A 15,081-nucleotide genomic window follows, 5' to 3' on the forward strand; every position below is an offset into this window, starting at 1 on the left:
GCAACCTAAGGAGTTTTTTAGCATGCCGACCAAAGCCATCACCGACTCGTCCTTCCATGATGACGTCATCAACGCCGACAAGCCGGTGCTGGTCGACTTCTGGGCGGAATGGTGCGGGCCGTGCAAGATGATCGGGCCGTCGCTGGAAGAGATCGCCGACGAACTGGGCGAGCAGGTGACGATCGCCAAGATCAACATCGACGAAAATCCCGACGCCCCGGGCCGCTATGGCGTGCGCGGCATCCCGACGATGATCCTGTTCAAGAACGGCCAGCCTGCCGCCACCAAGGTCGGCGCCGCGCCGAAGAGCCAGCTGAAGGGCTGGCTGGAAAGCGAGCTGTAAGAGGTTATGACCGCCCCGGTCTCGGCCGGGGCGGACGAATCAGTCGAACAACACGCTTTTCGCGAGATCCCACATCTCCGGTGAGTTCGCGGCGATCGCCCCGACGCCGGGCACCGCCAGCCGGTAAGGCGCACCATCGTGCCGCGCCACTTTGCCGCCTGCTTCTTCCAGCATCAGCGCACCCGGCGCGTGATCCCAGACCATTGTCCGCTCGAAGAGGGCGATGTCGTTCTGGCCCAGGATCAGCCGGGGATATTGCTCGCCCGCGCAGCGCGGGATGTCGACGATCTCGATCTTCCCTTCGGCGCGGCGGCGGACGTCGGCCTGCCGTTCTTCGGGCATGAAATAGGTCGCGATGGCCGCCTTGGGCAGCGCACCCGTCGACCGGCGCGCCAACACCCGTTCGCCATCGACGAAGCAGCCGCCGCGGCGCACGCCATGGAAGACCCGGCCGGTGACCGGATCGAGAATCCAGCCGGCTTCACGCTCGCCGTCGATGCTCAGCCCGATCATGATGCAGAAGGGGCTCTTCCCCTCGGTGAAATTATTGGTGCCGTCGAGCGGATCGATGATCCACGCCGGGCCTTCGCCGACCGCATCGACGATCGAGGGATCGGCGGCGGCGGCCTCCTCGCCGATGATCCGGGCGCCGGGAACCAGCCGGGCGAGTTCCGCGCTCAGCAGTTCCTCGGACTCCCGGTCGACGACGGTCACGAAATCGCCGGGCGTCTTCTCGGCATATTCGTGCGCCCCGAGCTTGCGGTAGCGCGGCATCATGATGTCCCGCGCAACCCGATGCATCAGGTCGAGGACGGGCTGATAGAGGCTATGCATCATGTCAGCGGGATCATCACCGTCGCGGCATAGGCGGGACGCGCCTTGAGCTTTTCATACCAGGCCCTGACATGCGGCCGCTCGGGCCGTTCGATGTCGAGCGTGAACCAGCTGTGGATCGACACCCCCATCGGGATGTCGCCGATGCCGAAGTCGCCACCCGACAGCCAGGGCTGCCGCGACAGCGCATCGTCGAGGATCGCGGTCATCTCCCCCGCCAGCTTCGCCGACTTCGCCACCGCTGCCATGTCGCGATCGGCCGGTGCCTTCCGGACCAGGTTGACGAAAGCATCGCGCTGCGCGTCCGCATAGGACATCTGCCAGTCCATCCAGCGATCGGCCGAGGCGCGAAGCTGCAGGTCGGTCGGCCACAGTTCGCCCGCATATTGGCTGGCCATGTAGCGCAGGATCGCGTTCGACTCCCACAACACGAAGCCATGATCCTCGATCGTCGGGATCAGCCGGTTGGGATTCATCGCCAGATAGTCGTCGGTGAAGCCGAACGGGCCGCCGATGTCGCGCCGTTCATGCGCGATCCCCGCCTCGAGCGCGAGCCAGGCGACCTTCTTGACGTTGTGCGAGTTGAGGCGGCCCCAGATGATGAATGTCATGATGTCCTCTTTCGCGGTCAGCCTGTGTCAGCTTCGATAATCGGCGTTGATCGCGATATAGCCATGGGTGAGGTCGCAGGTCCAAACCGTGGCGCGGCCATTGCCCAGGCCCAGGTCGACGCCGATGTCGATCTCCTGCCCCTTGAGGTGCGCGGCGACCGGGGTCTCGTCATAGCCTTCGACCGCGAGGCCGCCCGCCGCGACCTGGGTCGCGCCGAAGCGAATCGACAACTTGTCGCGCTCGGCCGGCTCGCCCGCCTTGCCAACCGCCATCACCACCCGGCCCCAATTGGCGTCCTCGCCCGCGATCGCGGTCTTCACCAGCGGCGAATTGGCGATCGAGAGACCGATGCGATGCGCGCTTTCGTCGCTCTCCGCGCCCTCGACGGTGATGCTGATGAACTTCGACGCGCCCTCACCATCGCGCACGACGAGATGGGCGAGCTGGAGGCAGATCTCGGTCAGCGCCGCCTGGAAAGCGTCCGCACCGGCATCGTCGATCGTTTCGAGCGGGGGGTTGCCCGCCTTGCCCGTCGCAAAGGCGAGCACGGTGTCGCTGGTGGAGGTGTCACCGTCTACCGTGATGCAGGAAAAGCTCTTGCCATTGGCCCGGTCGAGCATCGCCTGAAGCAATCCAGGCGCGATCGCCGCATCGGTGAAGATGAAGCCGAGCATCGTCGCCATGTCGGGGGCGATCATCCCCGAACCCTTGACGATCCCGACCAGCTCGACCCGCTGCCCGCCGACGATCGCCGAGGCGGTGGCGGCCTTGGCGAAGGTGTCGGTGGTCATGATCGTCGCGGCGGCCTCTTCCCAGCTCGCCTGCGGCGCGGCGAGCACCGCATCGATCCCGGCCTCGGCCTTGTCGATCGGCAGCGGCACGCCGATCACCCCGGTAGAGGCGACGAAGACGTCGGACGGCTTGCAGCCGATCGCCCCCGCCACCCGGGCAGTGATCGCCTCGACCGCGGCGCGGCCGCGATTGCCGGTGAAGGCGTTCGAATTGCCGGCATTGACGACCAGCGCCCTCGCCCGGCCCAGCGGCAGCGCGGCGCGGCACCACTCGACCTCGGGCGAAGGGCATTTGCTCTTCGTCGTCACGCCAGCGACCGCCGTCCCCTTCGTGAAGGCGACGTAGGTCAGGTCGCTGCGCTCCCAATTCTTGTACCCCGCGCGCGTCACCGCCGCGCGGACGCCGGCAATGGCGGGCAACGCGGGAAAGCTGTCAGGGGCGAGGGGCGAACGGTCCATGGGCAACTCCGCTGATGTCGCGCGGCTATAGGCACCCCTTCCCCATATTTGAAGCACGAGGATTTTATGTCAGGCACGGAACGAGTCTGTCCCAATACCGTTACCGTGCCCGAATTGACGTAATCCACGCCGACACCTATCTGCACCGGGTCTGACGCACGGTGGTCGAAAGGCCTCCGCCGCGCCCATATTTCAAGGAATGCCCATGCTCGGCGGCCTCGCCAAAGCCATCTTCGGTTCGTCGAACGACCGCTATGTGAAGTCGCTGCGCCCCATCATCCAGCGGATCGCGTCGTTCGAGCCCACGCTCCAGGCGATGACGGACGAGGAACTGGCGGGTCAGACCGTCGCCTTCCGCAAGCGTCTCGATGACGGCGAAACGCTCGATTCGCTGCTGCCCGAAGCCTTTGCCACGGTACGCGAAGCGGCGCGCCGGGTGCTCGGCCAACGCCATTACGACGTCCAGATGATCGGCGGCATCGTCCTCCACCGCGGCGAGATCGCCGAGATGCGGACCGGTGAGGGCAAGACGCTGGTCGCGACCCTTGCGGTCTATCTGAACGCGCTGTCGGGCGAAGGCGTCCATGTCGTCACCGTCAACGACTATCTGGCCAGCCGCGACTCCGAATGGATGGGCCGGGTGTACAAATTCCTCGGCCTGACCGTCGGCGTGATCGTGCCCAACCTGTCCGACCAGGAACGGCGCGACGCCTATGCCTGCGACATCACCTACGGCACCAACAACGAGTTCGGCTTCGACTATCTGCGCGACAACATGAAATATGACCGGGCGCTGATGGTGCAGCGCCCGTTCAAATATGCTGTTGTCGACGAGGTCGATTCGGTGCTGATCGACGAGGCGCGCACCCCGCTGATCATCTCGGGTCCGACCGACGACAAGTCAGAGCTGTACAAGCAGGTCGACGCGATCGTGAAGCAGGTCACCCCAGCGGACTACGAGTTCGACGAGAAGCAGCGTTCGGTGGTGCTGACCGAGGACGGCACCGAGCGGATCGAGCGGCTGCTCGAGGCCGCGGGCCTGCTCGAGGGGGGCAACCTCTATGATTTCGAGAATACCCAGGTCGTCCACCACCTGAATCAGGCGATGCGCGCCAATGTCGCCTTCAAGCGCGACACCGATTATATCGTCAAGGACGACAAGGTCGTCATCATCGACGAGTTCACCGGCCGCATGATGGACGGGCGCCGCTGGTCGGATGGCCTGCACCAGGCGGTCGAGGCCAAGGAAGGCGTCCAGATCGAGCCCGAGAATCAGACTCTCGCTTCGATCACCTTCCAGAATTATTTCCGCATGTATCCCAAGCTGGGCGGCATGACCGGCACCGCCGCGACCGAGGCCCAGGAATTCTACCAGATCTACAAGATGAACGTGGTCACGATCCCGACCAACCTGCCGGTGCAGCGGATCGACCAGGACGACGAATTCTACAAGAACATCCAGGATAAATTCGCCGCGATCACCCAGGCGATCCGCGAGGCCAAGGAGCGCGGCCAGCCAGTCTTGGTCGGCACGGTGTCGATCGAGAAGTCCGAGCTTCTGTCCGAGTTCCTCGTCAAGGAAGGCGTCGAGCACAAGGTGCTCAACGCCCGCTACCATGAACAGGAAGCGCATATCGTCGCCCAGGCGGGCCGCCTGCGCGCGGTAACGATCGCCACCAACATGGCGGGCCGCGGCACCGACATCCAGCTGGGCGGCAACCTCGAATTCCGCATGCTCGACGAGCATCCCGACCTGGAGATCGGCAGCCCCGAATTCGACGCCGCCGCCGAGCGCATCCGCGCCGAGATCATCGCCGAGAAGGAGGCTGTGCTCGCCGCCGGCGGCCTGTTCGTGCTGGGCACCGAACGGCATGAAAGCCGCCGCATCGACAACCAGTTGCGCGGCCGTTCGGGCCGTCAGGGCGATCCCGGCCTCAGCCGCTTCTACCTGTCGCTCGACGACGATCTGCTGCGCATCTTCGGCCCCCAGACGATGTTCGCGCGGATGATGAACAAGAATCTGGCGGATGGCGAAGCGATCGTCTCCCCATGGATCTCCAAGGCGATCGAGACCGCCCAGAAGAAGGTCGAGGCGCGCAACTACGACATCCGCAAGCAGGTCGTCGAATATGACGACGTGATGAACGATCAGCGCAAGGTGATCTATGAGCAGCGCGCCGACATCATGGACGCCGAGACGGTCGACGACGTCGTCACCGACATGCGCGCCGAGACGGCGAACTCAATCGTCGGCGAAGCCTGTCCGCCCAACAGCTATCCCGAGCAGTGGGACATGGAGACGCTGAAGACGCGCGCCGCCGAAACGTTGGGTATCGAGCCGCCGTTCGACGAGTGGCTCGCGCAGGACGGCATCGATCCCGAACTGCTCGCCGAAAAGGTGCTGGCCGAGGCCGACGCCGCGATCGCTGCCAAACGCGCGCCGATCGAGGACGAGCATTGGCACTCGCTGGAAAAGAGCGTCCTGCTGCAGACGCTCGACCATCACTGGAAGGAACATCTGGCGACGCTCGACGCGCTCCGCCAGGTGATCCATCTGCGCGCCTATGCGCAGAAGACGCCGATCAACGAATATAAGTCGGAAGCCTTCGCGCTGTTCGAACGCATGCTGATCGCGATCCGTGAGGAGGTGACCCGCATCCTCGGCAACGCCCGCTTCGAGATGCAGCCGCAATATGCCGAACTGCCGCCGATGCCCGACTTCGTGACGAGCCATATCGATCCGTTCACCGGCGAGGATGATTCGGCCGACCGGGACGCCGGTTCGCTGGGCCTGATCACTACCCGCGCGCCACAAGCGGCGCTGGGCGTGGCAGGCGACGATTATCAGGTCCCGCCCGAAGTCGCCGCGACACTGGGCCGCAACTCGCAATGCCCCTGCGGCTCGGGCCGCAAATACAAGCACTGCCACGGCGCGCTTTGAGACGGGCGAACGACCTTTTTGGCGCGAGCGGAACCTTCGCCACGCCGGTGCGTCCCTTCGCTCCCGACCAACGGGTGAAGTGAGGATCTTTCCCTGATGCACAGCCCTATAAAACGCTGGGGCTGGTTCGCACTGGGGTGGCTGATGGTCGCGCTGGGCTTCATCGGCGCGGTTCTGCCGGTCATGCCGACCACGATCTTCCTGATACTCGCCGCCGCCTGTTTCAGCCATTCGAGCCCGCGTTTGGAGGCCTGGCTGCTGGATCATCGCTGGTTCGGACCGTCGATCCGCCGCTGGCGCGAGCGCGGCGCGATACCGCGCAAGGCGAAGATCGTTGCGATCGTCAGCATGGCAGGCGGCTATGGGGTGATGCTCTACACCGTACGCCCGGTCTGGTGGGTGGATCTTTTGGTGGCGCTCGCGCTGATCGCTTGCGCGCTCTACGTCGCCACCCGCCCCGACGGATAGGGCCGAGGCCCAGTCCGCACCGCCAAAGCAAGCTTCCCCTACACCAGTTCGGCAAGCGCGGCGGCGTCGAAACCCTTCAGCTCCGCCAAGTCGCCTGACCGGACCTTCGCTACCCACGCTGGATCGCTGATCAAAGCGCGGCCGACGGCGATCAGGTCGAACTCGTCGCGCTCCATCCTCTCCACCAGCCCGTCGAGCCTGGCGGCAGACGAACTCTCGCCTCCGAAGGCGGCCATGAAATCGCCCGTCAAACCAACCGAACCGACGCTGATCGTGGCCGCTCCGGTCAGCTTCTTGGCCCAGCCGGCGAAGTTCAACCCATTCTCGCCGTCGATCTCGGGGAACTCCGGCTCCCAGAAGCGCCGCTGGGAACAGTGCAATACGTCCACCCCCGCTTCCACCAGCGGCACGAGCCAATCGCTCATCAGCTCGGGTGTCTCCGCCAGCCGCGCGGCAAAATCCTGCTGCTTCCACTGGCTGACCCGCAGGATGATCGGAAAGTCCGGGCCGACCTCCGCCCGGATCGCCGCCACGACCTCGGCCGCGAAGCGGGAGCGCTCACGGATCGTCGGTCCGCCGTAACGGTCGGTGCGACGGTTGCTCCCGGACCAGAAGAATTGGTCGATCAGATAGCCATGGGCGCCATGCAGCTCGATCGTGTCGAAGCCCAGGCGTTTCGCATCGGCGGCGGCCTTGACGAAGGCGGCGACGGTATCGGCGATATCACCGTCGCTCATGACCCGACCACGCTCGACGCCGGGTGCATCGAGGCCGGACGGGCTCTCGACGGGCGCGTCCGCCTCCCACTCGACCAGGAAGCTCTTGACCGCGCCGGTGTGCCAGAGCTGCGGGCCCATCCTGCCGCCGCTTGCATGCACCGCGTCGATCACGCCTTTCCAACCCGCCAGCGCCGCCTCCCCGTGAAAGAACGGGATGCCGGGATCGTTACGGGAGGCGGGCCGGTCTATCACCGTGCCCTCCGAAAGGATCAGGCCGACGCCGCCTTCGGCCCGCCGCTGGTAATAGGCGGCGTGCGCCGGCCCGGGGATGCCGGCGGGTGCGAAGCTGCGTGTCATCGGCGCCATGACGATGCGGTTCGCCAGCTCCATCGAGCCGATGCGGAAGGGTCGGAACAGAATGTCGGTCGACGTCATGGCGTAGCCTTTCTCGTGAATTGCCGCTACAGATATACCTGAGCTACCAAGTCGCAAGAACGCACCTGCAATCGCCTAGGTATCTTGGAGGAAACCGGATGTCCCTGTGCCAGCATTTCAACGCAGATTGTCCCAGCCGCTCACTGTTCGACCAGATTGCCGACAAATGGTCGATGATGGTCCTGAGCGTCCTCGATGCCGGGCCCATGCGCTTCAATAGCATCAGGCGGCATCTGGAGGGCGTGACGCAGAAAGCTCTTACGCAGTGTCTGCGCCGGCTTGAACGCAACGGCCTCATATCCCGGCGGATCATCATGGCCTCGCCGATCGGGGTCGAATATGCCATCACGCCGCTCGGCTGCTCGCTGCTAGGTCCTTTTCAGGCGCTCCACGCCTGGACCATGGAGCATCTGGATGAAGTAGGGCAAGCGCGCCAAGCGTTTGACGAACGCGCCGCCGCGTGACCCGACCCGCCGTCGGCCTCGTCTCCGCCCACCCTTCCCACCGGGTTCATCCAAGATGAGATAGAAATCGGGTCGTCCCGCTCTCGATCTGAGTGGAAGGATTTGCTCCATCGTGCATCAATCACTTTCCTTAACCCCGAATCTGACACTAAAAGGCTTTAGGGGCGGGGCGTTTCTTCAAGGTCGTCGCAAGGGGGCGAGCAATCACGCTTGACAGTTCAGCCGAGGCCGATCGCCTTCTGCTCCTCGCGGAATCGCTCGCGGGGTTCGGCCACTGGCGTTCGGACCGCAGTACGTTCAGCTATATCTGGTCGCCGCACATCTACCATATGCTCGGCATCGCGCCCGACGTAACGCCGACGCGGGACATGATTCGCGGGATGGTCCATGCGGACGATCTCGACAAGATCGACGTCGCGATGCAGGACGCCATGACGAGCGGCAATCTGGCGCAGACCCGCATCCGCTGGAACCGGCCCGACGGCAAGACGGTCCACCTGCTCGTCGCCGGGCAGATGGACGGCCCGACAACGATGATCGGCATCATGCGCGACGTCACGGAAGAGGTGGAGACCGAACGCTCGCTGATCGCCGCGCGCGACCAGGCGCGCGCCGCCGAGCGCGCCAAGGCCGAGTTGCTGGCGGTAATGAGCCACGAGATCCGCACCCCGATGAACGGCCTGCTCAATTCTGTCGATGCGCTGCGCCGCAATCCCGACGAGGCCCAGCGTCGGCCGCTGCTCGACGCGCTCAACCAGTCGGTGTCGTCGGTAATGAGCGTCGTCGACGACATGCTCGACTATTCGCGCGTCGAATCGGGCCGTGTGGTGATCGAGAGCGTCAATTTCGACCTCAAGGCCGCGATCCGGACAATGGCCGACCTGTTCGAAGGCATGGCCGGCGCGAAGGGGCTGGCGCTGGAGATGCACGGCCTGGACGGGGAACCGGTGCCGGTGCGCGGCGATTCGGCGCGGCTCCAGCAATTGTTGTCCAACCTGGTCTCCAACGCGATCAAATTCACCGAGGCTGGCAGCGTCACGATCGGCCTTTCGCCGACCCGGTCGGACGACGAGGCCGATTACTGGATGATCATCATCCGTGACAGCGGGCGCGGCATCGGCCAGGAAACGCTGGGCCGCATCTTCTCCCGCGGGGAGCAGGTCGATGCGGCGCGCATGCGCCTCCAGGGCGGCACGGGCCTCGGCCTGGCGATCAGCCAGCAGCTTGCCGAAGCGATGGGCGGATCGATCGCGGTGTCGAGCGACCCGGCGAAGGGCACGACCTTCTCGGTCGAAATCCCGTTCAAGCGCGCCGACGGGCCCGCCATCGTCGAAGAAGCCGCGACCGGGCCGCTCAACATCCTGCTGGCCGAGGATAATCCGATCAACCGGCGGCTCATGGCAGGACTGCTGACCCGCGAGGGCCATCAGGTCGTCGCGGTCGAGGACGGGCGCAAGGCGCTCGGCGCGATCGCGGCCCAACCGTTCGATCTGGTGCTGATGGACATGCAGATGCCCGAACTGGACGGCATTTCCGCGACGCGTGCGATCCGCGCGCTCGATCCGCCCGCCTGCGACACGCCGATCCTGGCGATCAGCGCCGATTCACAGCCCGACCGGCGACGTATCTATTTCGAGGCGGGGATCGACAGCTTCCTCGCCAAGCCGATCGTCTCGGGCCAGCTGCTCGACATGATTGCCAAGATGCGGCGAACCCGGCGCGCTGCTACCGATAGCGGCGGCGACCAGTTCAACCGCGAACGCCTCAACCTGCTCGTCGAGCAGGGCGGCTATGACGATGCGGCGATCCTGATGAAGATGCTGCTGTTCGACGTCAGCGACCGGCCGCAGCGCATCGCCGCCGCGGTGCGCGCGCAGGCGTGGGAGCTCGCCGCTGCGGAAGCGGAGGCGCTGCGCACCCTGCTCGACAGCTTCGGCAGCTTCAGCCTGTCGCGCCTGCTCGCCGCGATCGTCCGCCAATGCGTGCGCCACGAATGCCAGCCCGCGGTGCTCGACGAGCTGTTCGAACAGGCCCGTGCGCTGGCGGACGTGCTCAACAAGGAATTCGGCGCGGTCCCCGCCCCGATCGCCCAGGCGATCGACAATGTGGTGGAACCGGATTTCCTGCGGGGGACGAGGGGATAACTCCCACGCCATCCACCGGGCCGCGAGCTCCAAACCTGAAGGCTTTTGGGACAAAGCCCCCAGACTCTCCTGGTTCGCTTCCAGCTTGCTGGTGTATCCTGAAACAAGTTCAGGATGACGCGTGGAGAGAGAGCCTACAACCCCAGCGCCGCGTCGCTCGCCAACTTATCCGCGCGTTCGTTGTCGGGGTGCCCCGCATGGCCCTTCACCCATTTCCACTCGATCCGGTGCGGCTCCGCCGCAGCCAGCAGCTGCTGCCACAGGTCCGCATTCTTGACCGGCTTCTTGTCGGCGGTCTTCCAGCCGTTCTTGCGCCAGCCGTGAATCCATTTGGTCAGGCCGTCCATGACATAGCGGCTGTCGGTCGAGAGCTTAACCCGGCATGGCCGCTTGAGCGCCTCCAGCGCGCGGATCGCCGCCATCAGCTCCATGCGGTTGTTGGTCGAGGGATTCTCCGCGCCCGACATATCCTTCTCGGTCGTCCCGAAGCGCAGCACCGCGCCCCAGCCGCCCGGGCCGGGATTGCCCTTGCAGGCGCCATCGGTCGCGATCTCGACCAGGGGGAGCTCGCTCATATGCTGACGAGCGTTTCGGGATCGGCCTCAGCGTAGAAATCGAGGCGGCGGAGGAAGGCGATCGGATCCTTGCGCGTCACCATCGCGTCGGCGGGGGTGTTGATCCAGTCATAGGCGCGGGTGAGCAGGAAGCGCAGGCAGGCACCGCGCGCGAGGATCGGGAAGGCCAGCCGCTCTTCGGTCGACAGGCTGAACTGCTTGTCATAGCCCGCGATCAGCGACCGGCCGAGCTCGGCATGATAGCCGGTGCCGTCATTTTCAAAGCACCAGGCGGTGTGCGTCACCGCGACGTCCCAGGCGCGGATGTCGGTGCAGGCGAAGTAGAAGTCGATCACCCCGCTCACCTCATCGCCGAGCATCAGCACATTGTCGGGGAAAAGATCGGCGTGGATCACCGAGGTCGGCAGATGGCGAGGCCAGTGCGCGTCGAGAAAGTCGAGTTCGCGCCGGACACGATCGCCAAGCCCCGGCTGTATCCGGTCCAGGTCGCCGCAACGCTCGGCCAGCGCGTGCCAGCCGGCAAGATCGAGGCTGTTCGGGCGGCTCTGGCGGAAATCGGCGAGCGCCCGGTGCATGTCACCCAGTGCGCCGCCCGCCGCGCGCGCCTGCGCCGGGGTCGGATGGGTCACCGACACCCCGGTGAGGAATTCGATGAGGCAGGCGGGCCGCCCGGCCAGCGTCTGCAACTGCTCGCCGCGCCGGTCGCGCAGCATGCGCGGGATGTTGAGGCCCTTGGCGGCGAGATGATCGGTCAGCGCGCAGAAGAAGGGCAGCTCCGCCGCGTTCACCCGCTTCTCGTAGAGAGTCAGGATGAAGCGCCCGCCGGTCGTCTCGATCAGATAGTTGCTGTTCTCCACCCCCTCGGCGATGCCCTTGGCCGATACCAGCGTGCCGTGGTCATAGCGGTTCAGGAAGGCGTTCATCTCCTCGGCGGAGACCTGGGTGTAAACGGCCATCAGGCAACCAGTGTTCGAGGCAGTTTGAACAGCATGTTCTCGGTCACCGATTCGACCTCGCGCTCGATGATGGTGAAGCGGGTGGCGAGCAGGTCCACCAGTTCGCGGACCAGAACCTCGGGTGCCGACGCGCCCGCGGTGATGCCCAGCGTGCGAACGCCGTCGAGCCACGCGAAATCGATCTCGCCGGCGCGCTGGATAAGCCGCGCCTTGACCCCGTTGCGCTCGGCGACCTCGACGAGACGCAGCGAATTGGAGCTGTTCGGCGCGCCGATCACCAGCATCGCATCGCATTGCGCAGCGATCGCCTTGACCGCCGCCTGACGGTTCGAGGTCGCGTAGCAGATGTCCTCGCTGCGGGGCGCCGCGATCGCCGGAAAGCGGCGCTGGAGCACGCCGATGATCTCGGCCGTGTCGTCGACCGACAGGGTCGTCTGGCTGAGGAAGGCGAGCGGAACACCTTCTGGCGGCTGGACGGTCTCGGCATTCTCGGCCGTCTCGACCAGCGTCATCACGCCATCGGGCACCTGGCCGAAGGTGCCGATCACCTCCGGGTGCCCCTTGTGGCCGATGAACAATATGTGATGCCCGTTCTGGACGAGCCGCTCGGCCTGGCGATGGACCTTGGACACCAGCGGACAGGTCGCATCGAAGAAATTGAGGCCGCGTTCGCTGGCCTTGGCGGGCACCGCCTTGGGCACGCCATGCGCCGAAAAGACGACGGGGACGTCGTCCGGCACCTCGTCCAGCTCCTCGACGAAGATCGCACCCTTGGCCTTCAGGTCGTCGACCACGAATTTGTTGTGGACGATCTCGTGCCGGACATAGACCGGCGCGCCATATTTCTCGATCGTCAGTTCGACGATCTGGATCGCGCGGTCGACCCCGGCGCAGAAGCCGCGCGGCGCAGCGATCAGCAGGTCGAGAGGAGGCGGGGCGGCTGCGTTCATGGCCCGGCCTTAAGCGATTGCTTGCCTGCGCGAAAGCCGGTTCCTATGATCAGCGCGACCGGCCGGGTATGCGCGCATGCCCTGGACCCAGAGACAAGGATGCCCGTACCCGTGCAGTTTCCGAAAACGACCGCGATCCTCCTCGCCGCGCTGACCCTCGCCGGCTGCGCCAACGACATGGAGTTCGACGAGCGCGGCGGCTTCAAGATCGCGCGCTCGTCCTGCCCGGCGGCAGCGATCGCGACCTATACCGGCGACATCACCTTGTTCGATCCGCCCGCCGAGCGCCGCGCCGAGGCGATCGACGTGACCGCCGCGATCACCAATCTGCGCGCCAGCTGCAACGAGGGCGGCGCGCAGGTGCAGGTCACCGCCAGTTTCGACGTCCAGGCCCGCCGCGCCGTCGCCGGCCCCGCGCGCCAGATCACCCTGCCCTACTTCGCGACGGTGCTGCGCGCCGGGACCCAGCTCGAATCGAAGCAGGTCGGCCAGGTCGTGATCACCTTCCCCGAAGGCCAGTTGCGCGGCAGCGCCCAGGCATCAGCGACCGCGCTGGTCTCACGCGCCGCGGCGACCCTGCCCCCCGAAATCCTCCAGCGCATCAACCGCAAGCGCAAGTCGGGCGACGCCGACGCCGCGCTCGACCCGATGAACGAACCCGCCGTGCGCGACGCGGTCAACAAGGCCAATTTCGAGCTGCTCGTCGGCTTCCAGCTCAGCGAGAGCCAGCTCGCCTACAACGCGGCGCGGTAAGCTCCCCGCTCACACGCTCATCCGTCATTCCCGCGAAGGCGGGAATCCATATTCTCTGAAACCCGAACCTCTTGCAGTTCGGAGGTTATGGATCCCCGCGTCCGCGGGGATGACGATTGTTGGAGCGTGGCGTCCTCAAATCTTGTGGATCGTTTCGCTGCACTGCCACATCGGCGATTGACTCACCCCTATTTTCGCGCCTAGCGCTGAACCGTCGTCCCTGGGCAACCGGGGGCTGACCATGCGGGAGAGCGCCGACGCCGAAAGGCCGAAGCCGCCGAAGGAGCAACCGCCCCGGAATCTCTCAGGTCAAAGGACCGCGTGGACAGGATCGACACTCTGGAAAGCGGATGGCCGCGTCGGGAAACTGGCGGGGTCGTCCCACCGAAGGGGTAAGCCGGACCGGCTCAGGTGCGGCGAAAGCTCTCAGGTTCCGTGACAGAGGGGGCAATGGCCTGCGGACGAAAGTCCGTCGGTGTCGTTGCCTGTCACGGAGACCCGATGTGAGCGAAGCAGAACCAGACGACATCATCCAGACCTTGCCGCTCGACCGCTGGCATCGCGCCCGCGACGCGCGGATGGTGCCTTTCGCCGGCTATCAGATGCCGATCCAATATGAAGGCATCATCGCCGAGCATCTGTGGACCCGCGAATCGGCCGGGCTGTTCGATGTGTCGCATATGGGCCAGCTGCTGATCAGCGGCGACAAGGGCGCCGAAGGCGTAGACGTCGCGCTGGAGGCTCTGCTGCCCGGCGACATCATCAATCTCGGCGTCGACAGGATGCGCTATTCGCTGCTGCTCGACGACGTGGGCGGCATCCTCGACGACCTGATGGTGACGCGCCGCGCGGGCGACTTCTACCTCGTCGTCAACGGCGCGACCAAGGCCGACGACATCGCCCATCTCCACGAATATCTGCCCGAGGAATTGGTCCTCAACCATCTCGACGAACAGGCGCTGCTGGCGCTTCAGGGCCCGAAGGCGGTCGACGCATTGGCGCGGATCTGTCCAGGGGTCGAGGCGCTGGTGTTCATGACCGCGGGCGCCTTCGAGATCGGCAAGGTGCCTGTCTGGGTCAGCCGCTCGGGCTATACCGGCGAAGACGGTTACGAGATTTCGCTTCCCGCCGACAAGGCGGAGGAAGTCGCCTCGCTGATCGCCGCGCAACCCGAGGTGAAGCCGATCGGCCTGGGCGCGCGCGATTCGCTGCGGCTCGAGGCGGGGCTGCCGCTCTATGGGCACGACCTCGACACCGGCACCGATCCGGCGGTCGCGGGCCTTGGCTTCGCGGTGCCCAAGCGCCGCCGCGCCGAAGGCGGCTTTCCCGGCGCCACCACCATCTGCCGCCATTTCGCCGAAGGGCCGCCACGCAAGCGGATCGGCCTGACCGTCGAGGGCCGTCTGCCCGCGCGCGAGGGGGCATTGATCTTCGACGGCGGCACGGAAGTCGGGGTCATCACCTCGGGCGGGTTCAGCCCGACGCTGCAGGCGCCGATCGCGATGGGCTATGTCGCCGCCGCCAGCGCCGCCAACGGCCACAAGCTGCAGATCGAAGTGCGCGGCAAGCGGCTCGACGCCGTCGTCGCGCCGCTGCCTTTCGTCCCCCACCGTTACGTCCGCCAAGGGAGCTGACCC

14 protein-coding genes and 2 riboswitches are annotated in these 15,081 nt (G+C 65.7%); of the genes, 7 read left to right on the forward strand and 7 right to left on the reverse strand.

Annotated elements, in window-relative coordinates; all coding sequences use genetic code 11:
• Positions 1–22: 22 nt before the first annotated feature.
• Positions 23–343 (forward strand): thioredoxin TrxA, encoded by a 321-nt coding sequence (trxA, locus tag ASE00_RS20840; protein ID WP_056383663.1) that lies wholly within the window; start codon positions 23–25, stop codon positions 341–343.
• A 39-nt stretch (positions 344–382) separates the two neighbouring features.
• On the opposite strand, the gene ASE00_RS20845 is transcribed toward trxA, so the two are convergent.
• Genes ASE00_RS20845 through argJ form a run of 3 tightly spaced genes read right to left on the reverse strand, consistent with a single transcriptional unit; the run spans position 383 to position 3,039 of the window.
• A complete protein-coding gene (locus ASE00_RS20845; RefSeq protein ID WP_056383664.1) occupies positions 383–1,180 on the reverse strand; it encodes an inositol monophosphatase family protein in 798 nt (265 codons plus the stop codon).
• Positions 1,177–1,788 carry a glutathione S-transferase family protein gene (locus ASE00_RS20850; RefSeq protein WP_056383665.1) on the reverse strand — a complete coding sequence of 204 codons (612 nt, stop codon included), beginning with the start codon at positions 1,786–1,788 and terminating at the stop codon, positions 1,177–1,179. The genes ASE00_RS20845 and ASE00_RS20850 overlap by 4 nt, the downstream gene beginning before the upstream one ends.
• 27 nt (positions 1,789–1,815) lie before the next feature.
• Entirely contained in the window at positions 1,816–3,039 is a 1,224-nt protein-coding gene (argJ, locus tag ASE00_RS20855) for a bifunctional glutamate N-acetyltransferase/amino-acid acetyltransferase ArgJ (RefSeq protein WP_056383666.1), read from the reverse strand.
• 205 nt (positions 3,040–3,244) lie between these two features.
• On the opposite strand from argJ, the gene secA reads away from it, so the two are divergent.
• The gene (gene secA / locus ASE00_RS20860; RefSeq protein ID WP_056383667.1) at positions 3,245–5,980 is read left to right on the forward strand and encodes a preprotein translocase subunit SecA; all 2,736 of its coding nucleotides are present in this window, start codon (positions 3,245–3,247) and stop codon (positions 5,978–5,980) included.
• 96 nt (positions 5,981–6,076) lie between these two features.
• Positions 6,077–6,448: a YbaN family protein gene (locus ASE00_RS20865; RefSeq protein ID WP_056383668.1), complete on the forward strand. Its 372-nt coding sequence runs from the start codon at positions 6,077–6,079 to the stop codon at positions 6,446–6,448.
• Between the two features lie 38 nt (positions 6,449–6,486).
• Here ASE00_RS20865 and ASE00_RS20870 read toward each other — a convergent pair whose 3' ends face one another.
• Positions 6,487–7,602, reverse strand: a complete 1,116-nt coding sequence (locus tag ASE00_RS20870; RefSeq protein WP_056383669.1) for an NADH:flavin oxidoreductase — start codon at positions 7,600–7,602, stop codon at positions 6,487–6,489.
• Positions 7,603–7,700: 98 nt separating this feature from the next.
• Between ASE00_RS20870 and ASE00_RS20875 the strand changes: the two genes are divergently transcribed.
• Positions 7,701–8,066 carry a winged helix-turn-helix transcriptional regulator gene (locus tag ASE00_RS20875; protein WP_056383670.1) on the forward strand — a complete coding sequence of 122 codons (366 nt, stop codon included), beginning with the start codon at positions 7,701–7,703 and terminating at the stop codon, positions 8,064–8,066.
• Between the two features lie 305 nt (positions 8,067–8,371).
• Complete coding sequence (locus tag ASE00_RS20880) at positions 8,372–10,210, forward strand: PAS domain-containing hybrid sensor histidine kinase/response regulator (protein WP_268801369.1); 1,839 nt, start codon at positions 8,372–8,374, stop codon at positions 10,208–10,210.
• A gap of 134 nt (positions 10,211–10,344) precedes the next feature.
• On the opposite strand, the gene rnhA is transcribed toward ASE00_RS20880, so the two are convergent.
• From rnhA to ispH, 3 genes are read right to left on the reverse strand one after another with little or no spacing between them, the layout of a single operon-like run.
• The gene (rnhA, locus tag ASE00_RS20885; protein ID WP_056383672.1) at positions 10,345–10,785 is read right to left on the reverse strand and encodes a ribonuclease HI; all 441 of its coding nucleotides are present in this window, start codon (positions 10,783–10,785) and stop codon (positions 10,345–10,347) included.
• Positions 10,782–11,741, reverse strand: a complete 960-nt coding sequence (gene thrB / locus ASE00_RS20890) for a homoserine kinase (protein WP_056383673.1) — start codon at positions 11,739–11,741, stop codon at positions 10,782–10,784. The genes rnhA and thrB overlap by 4 nt, the downstream gene beginning before the upstream one ends.
• Entirely contained in the window at positions 11,741–12,691 is a 951-nt protein-coding gene (gene ispH, locus ASE00_RS20895; RefSeq protein WP_056383674.1) for a 4-hydroxy-3-methylbut-2-enyl diphosphate reductase, read from the reverse strand. Before ispH ends, thrB begins: the two co-directional genes overlap by 1 nt.
• 111 nt (positions 12,692–12,802) lie before the next feature.
• Between ispH and ASE00_RS20900 the strand changes: the two genes are divergently transcribed.
• Positions 12,803–13,444: a hypothetical protein gene (locus ASE00_RS20900; protein WP_235538780.1), complete on the forward strand. Its 642-nt coding sequence runs from the start codon at positions 12,803–12,805 to the stop codon at positions 13,442–13,444.
• Between the two features lie 234 nt (positions 13,445–13,678).
• Positions 13,679–13,774, forward strand: a riboswitch (glycine riboswitch).
• A 2-nt stretch (positions 13,775–13,776) separates the two neighbouring features.
• Positions 13,777–13,896, forward strand: a riboswitch (glycine riboswitch).
• Positions 13,897–13,947: 51 nt separating this feature from the next.
• Positions 13,948–15,078: a glycine cleavage system aminomethyltransferase GcvT gene (gcvT, locus tag ASE00_RS20905; RefSeq protein WP_056383675.1), complete on the forward strand. Its 1,131-nt coding sequence runs from the start codon at positions 13,948–13,950 to the stop codon at positions 15,076–15,078.
• Positions 15,079–15,081 lie beyond the last annotated feature (3 nt).

It is taken from the genome of Sphingomonas sp. Root710 (assembly GCF_001429065.1).
Lineage (GTDB): Bacteria > Pseudomonadota > Alphaproteobacteria > Sphingomonadales > Sphingomonadaceae > Rhizorhabdus.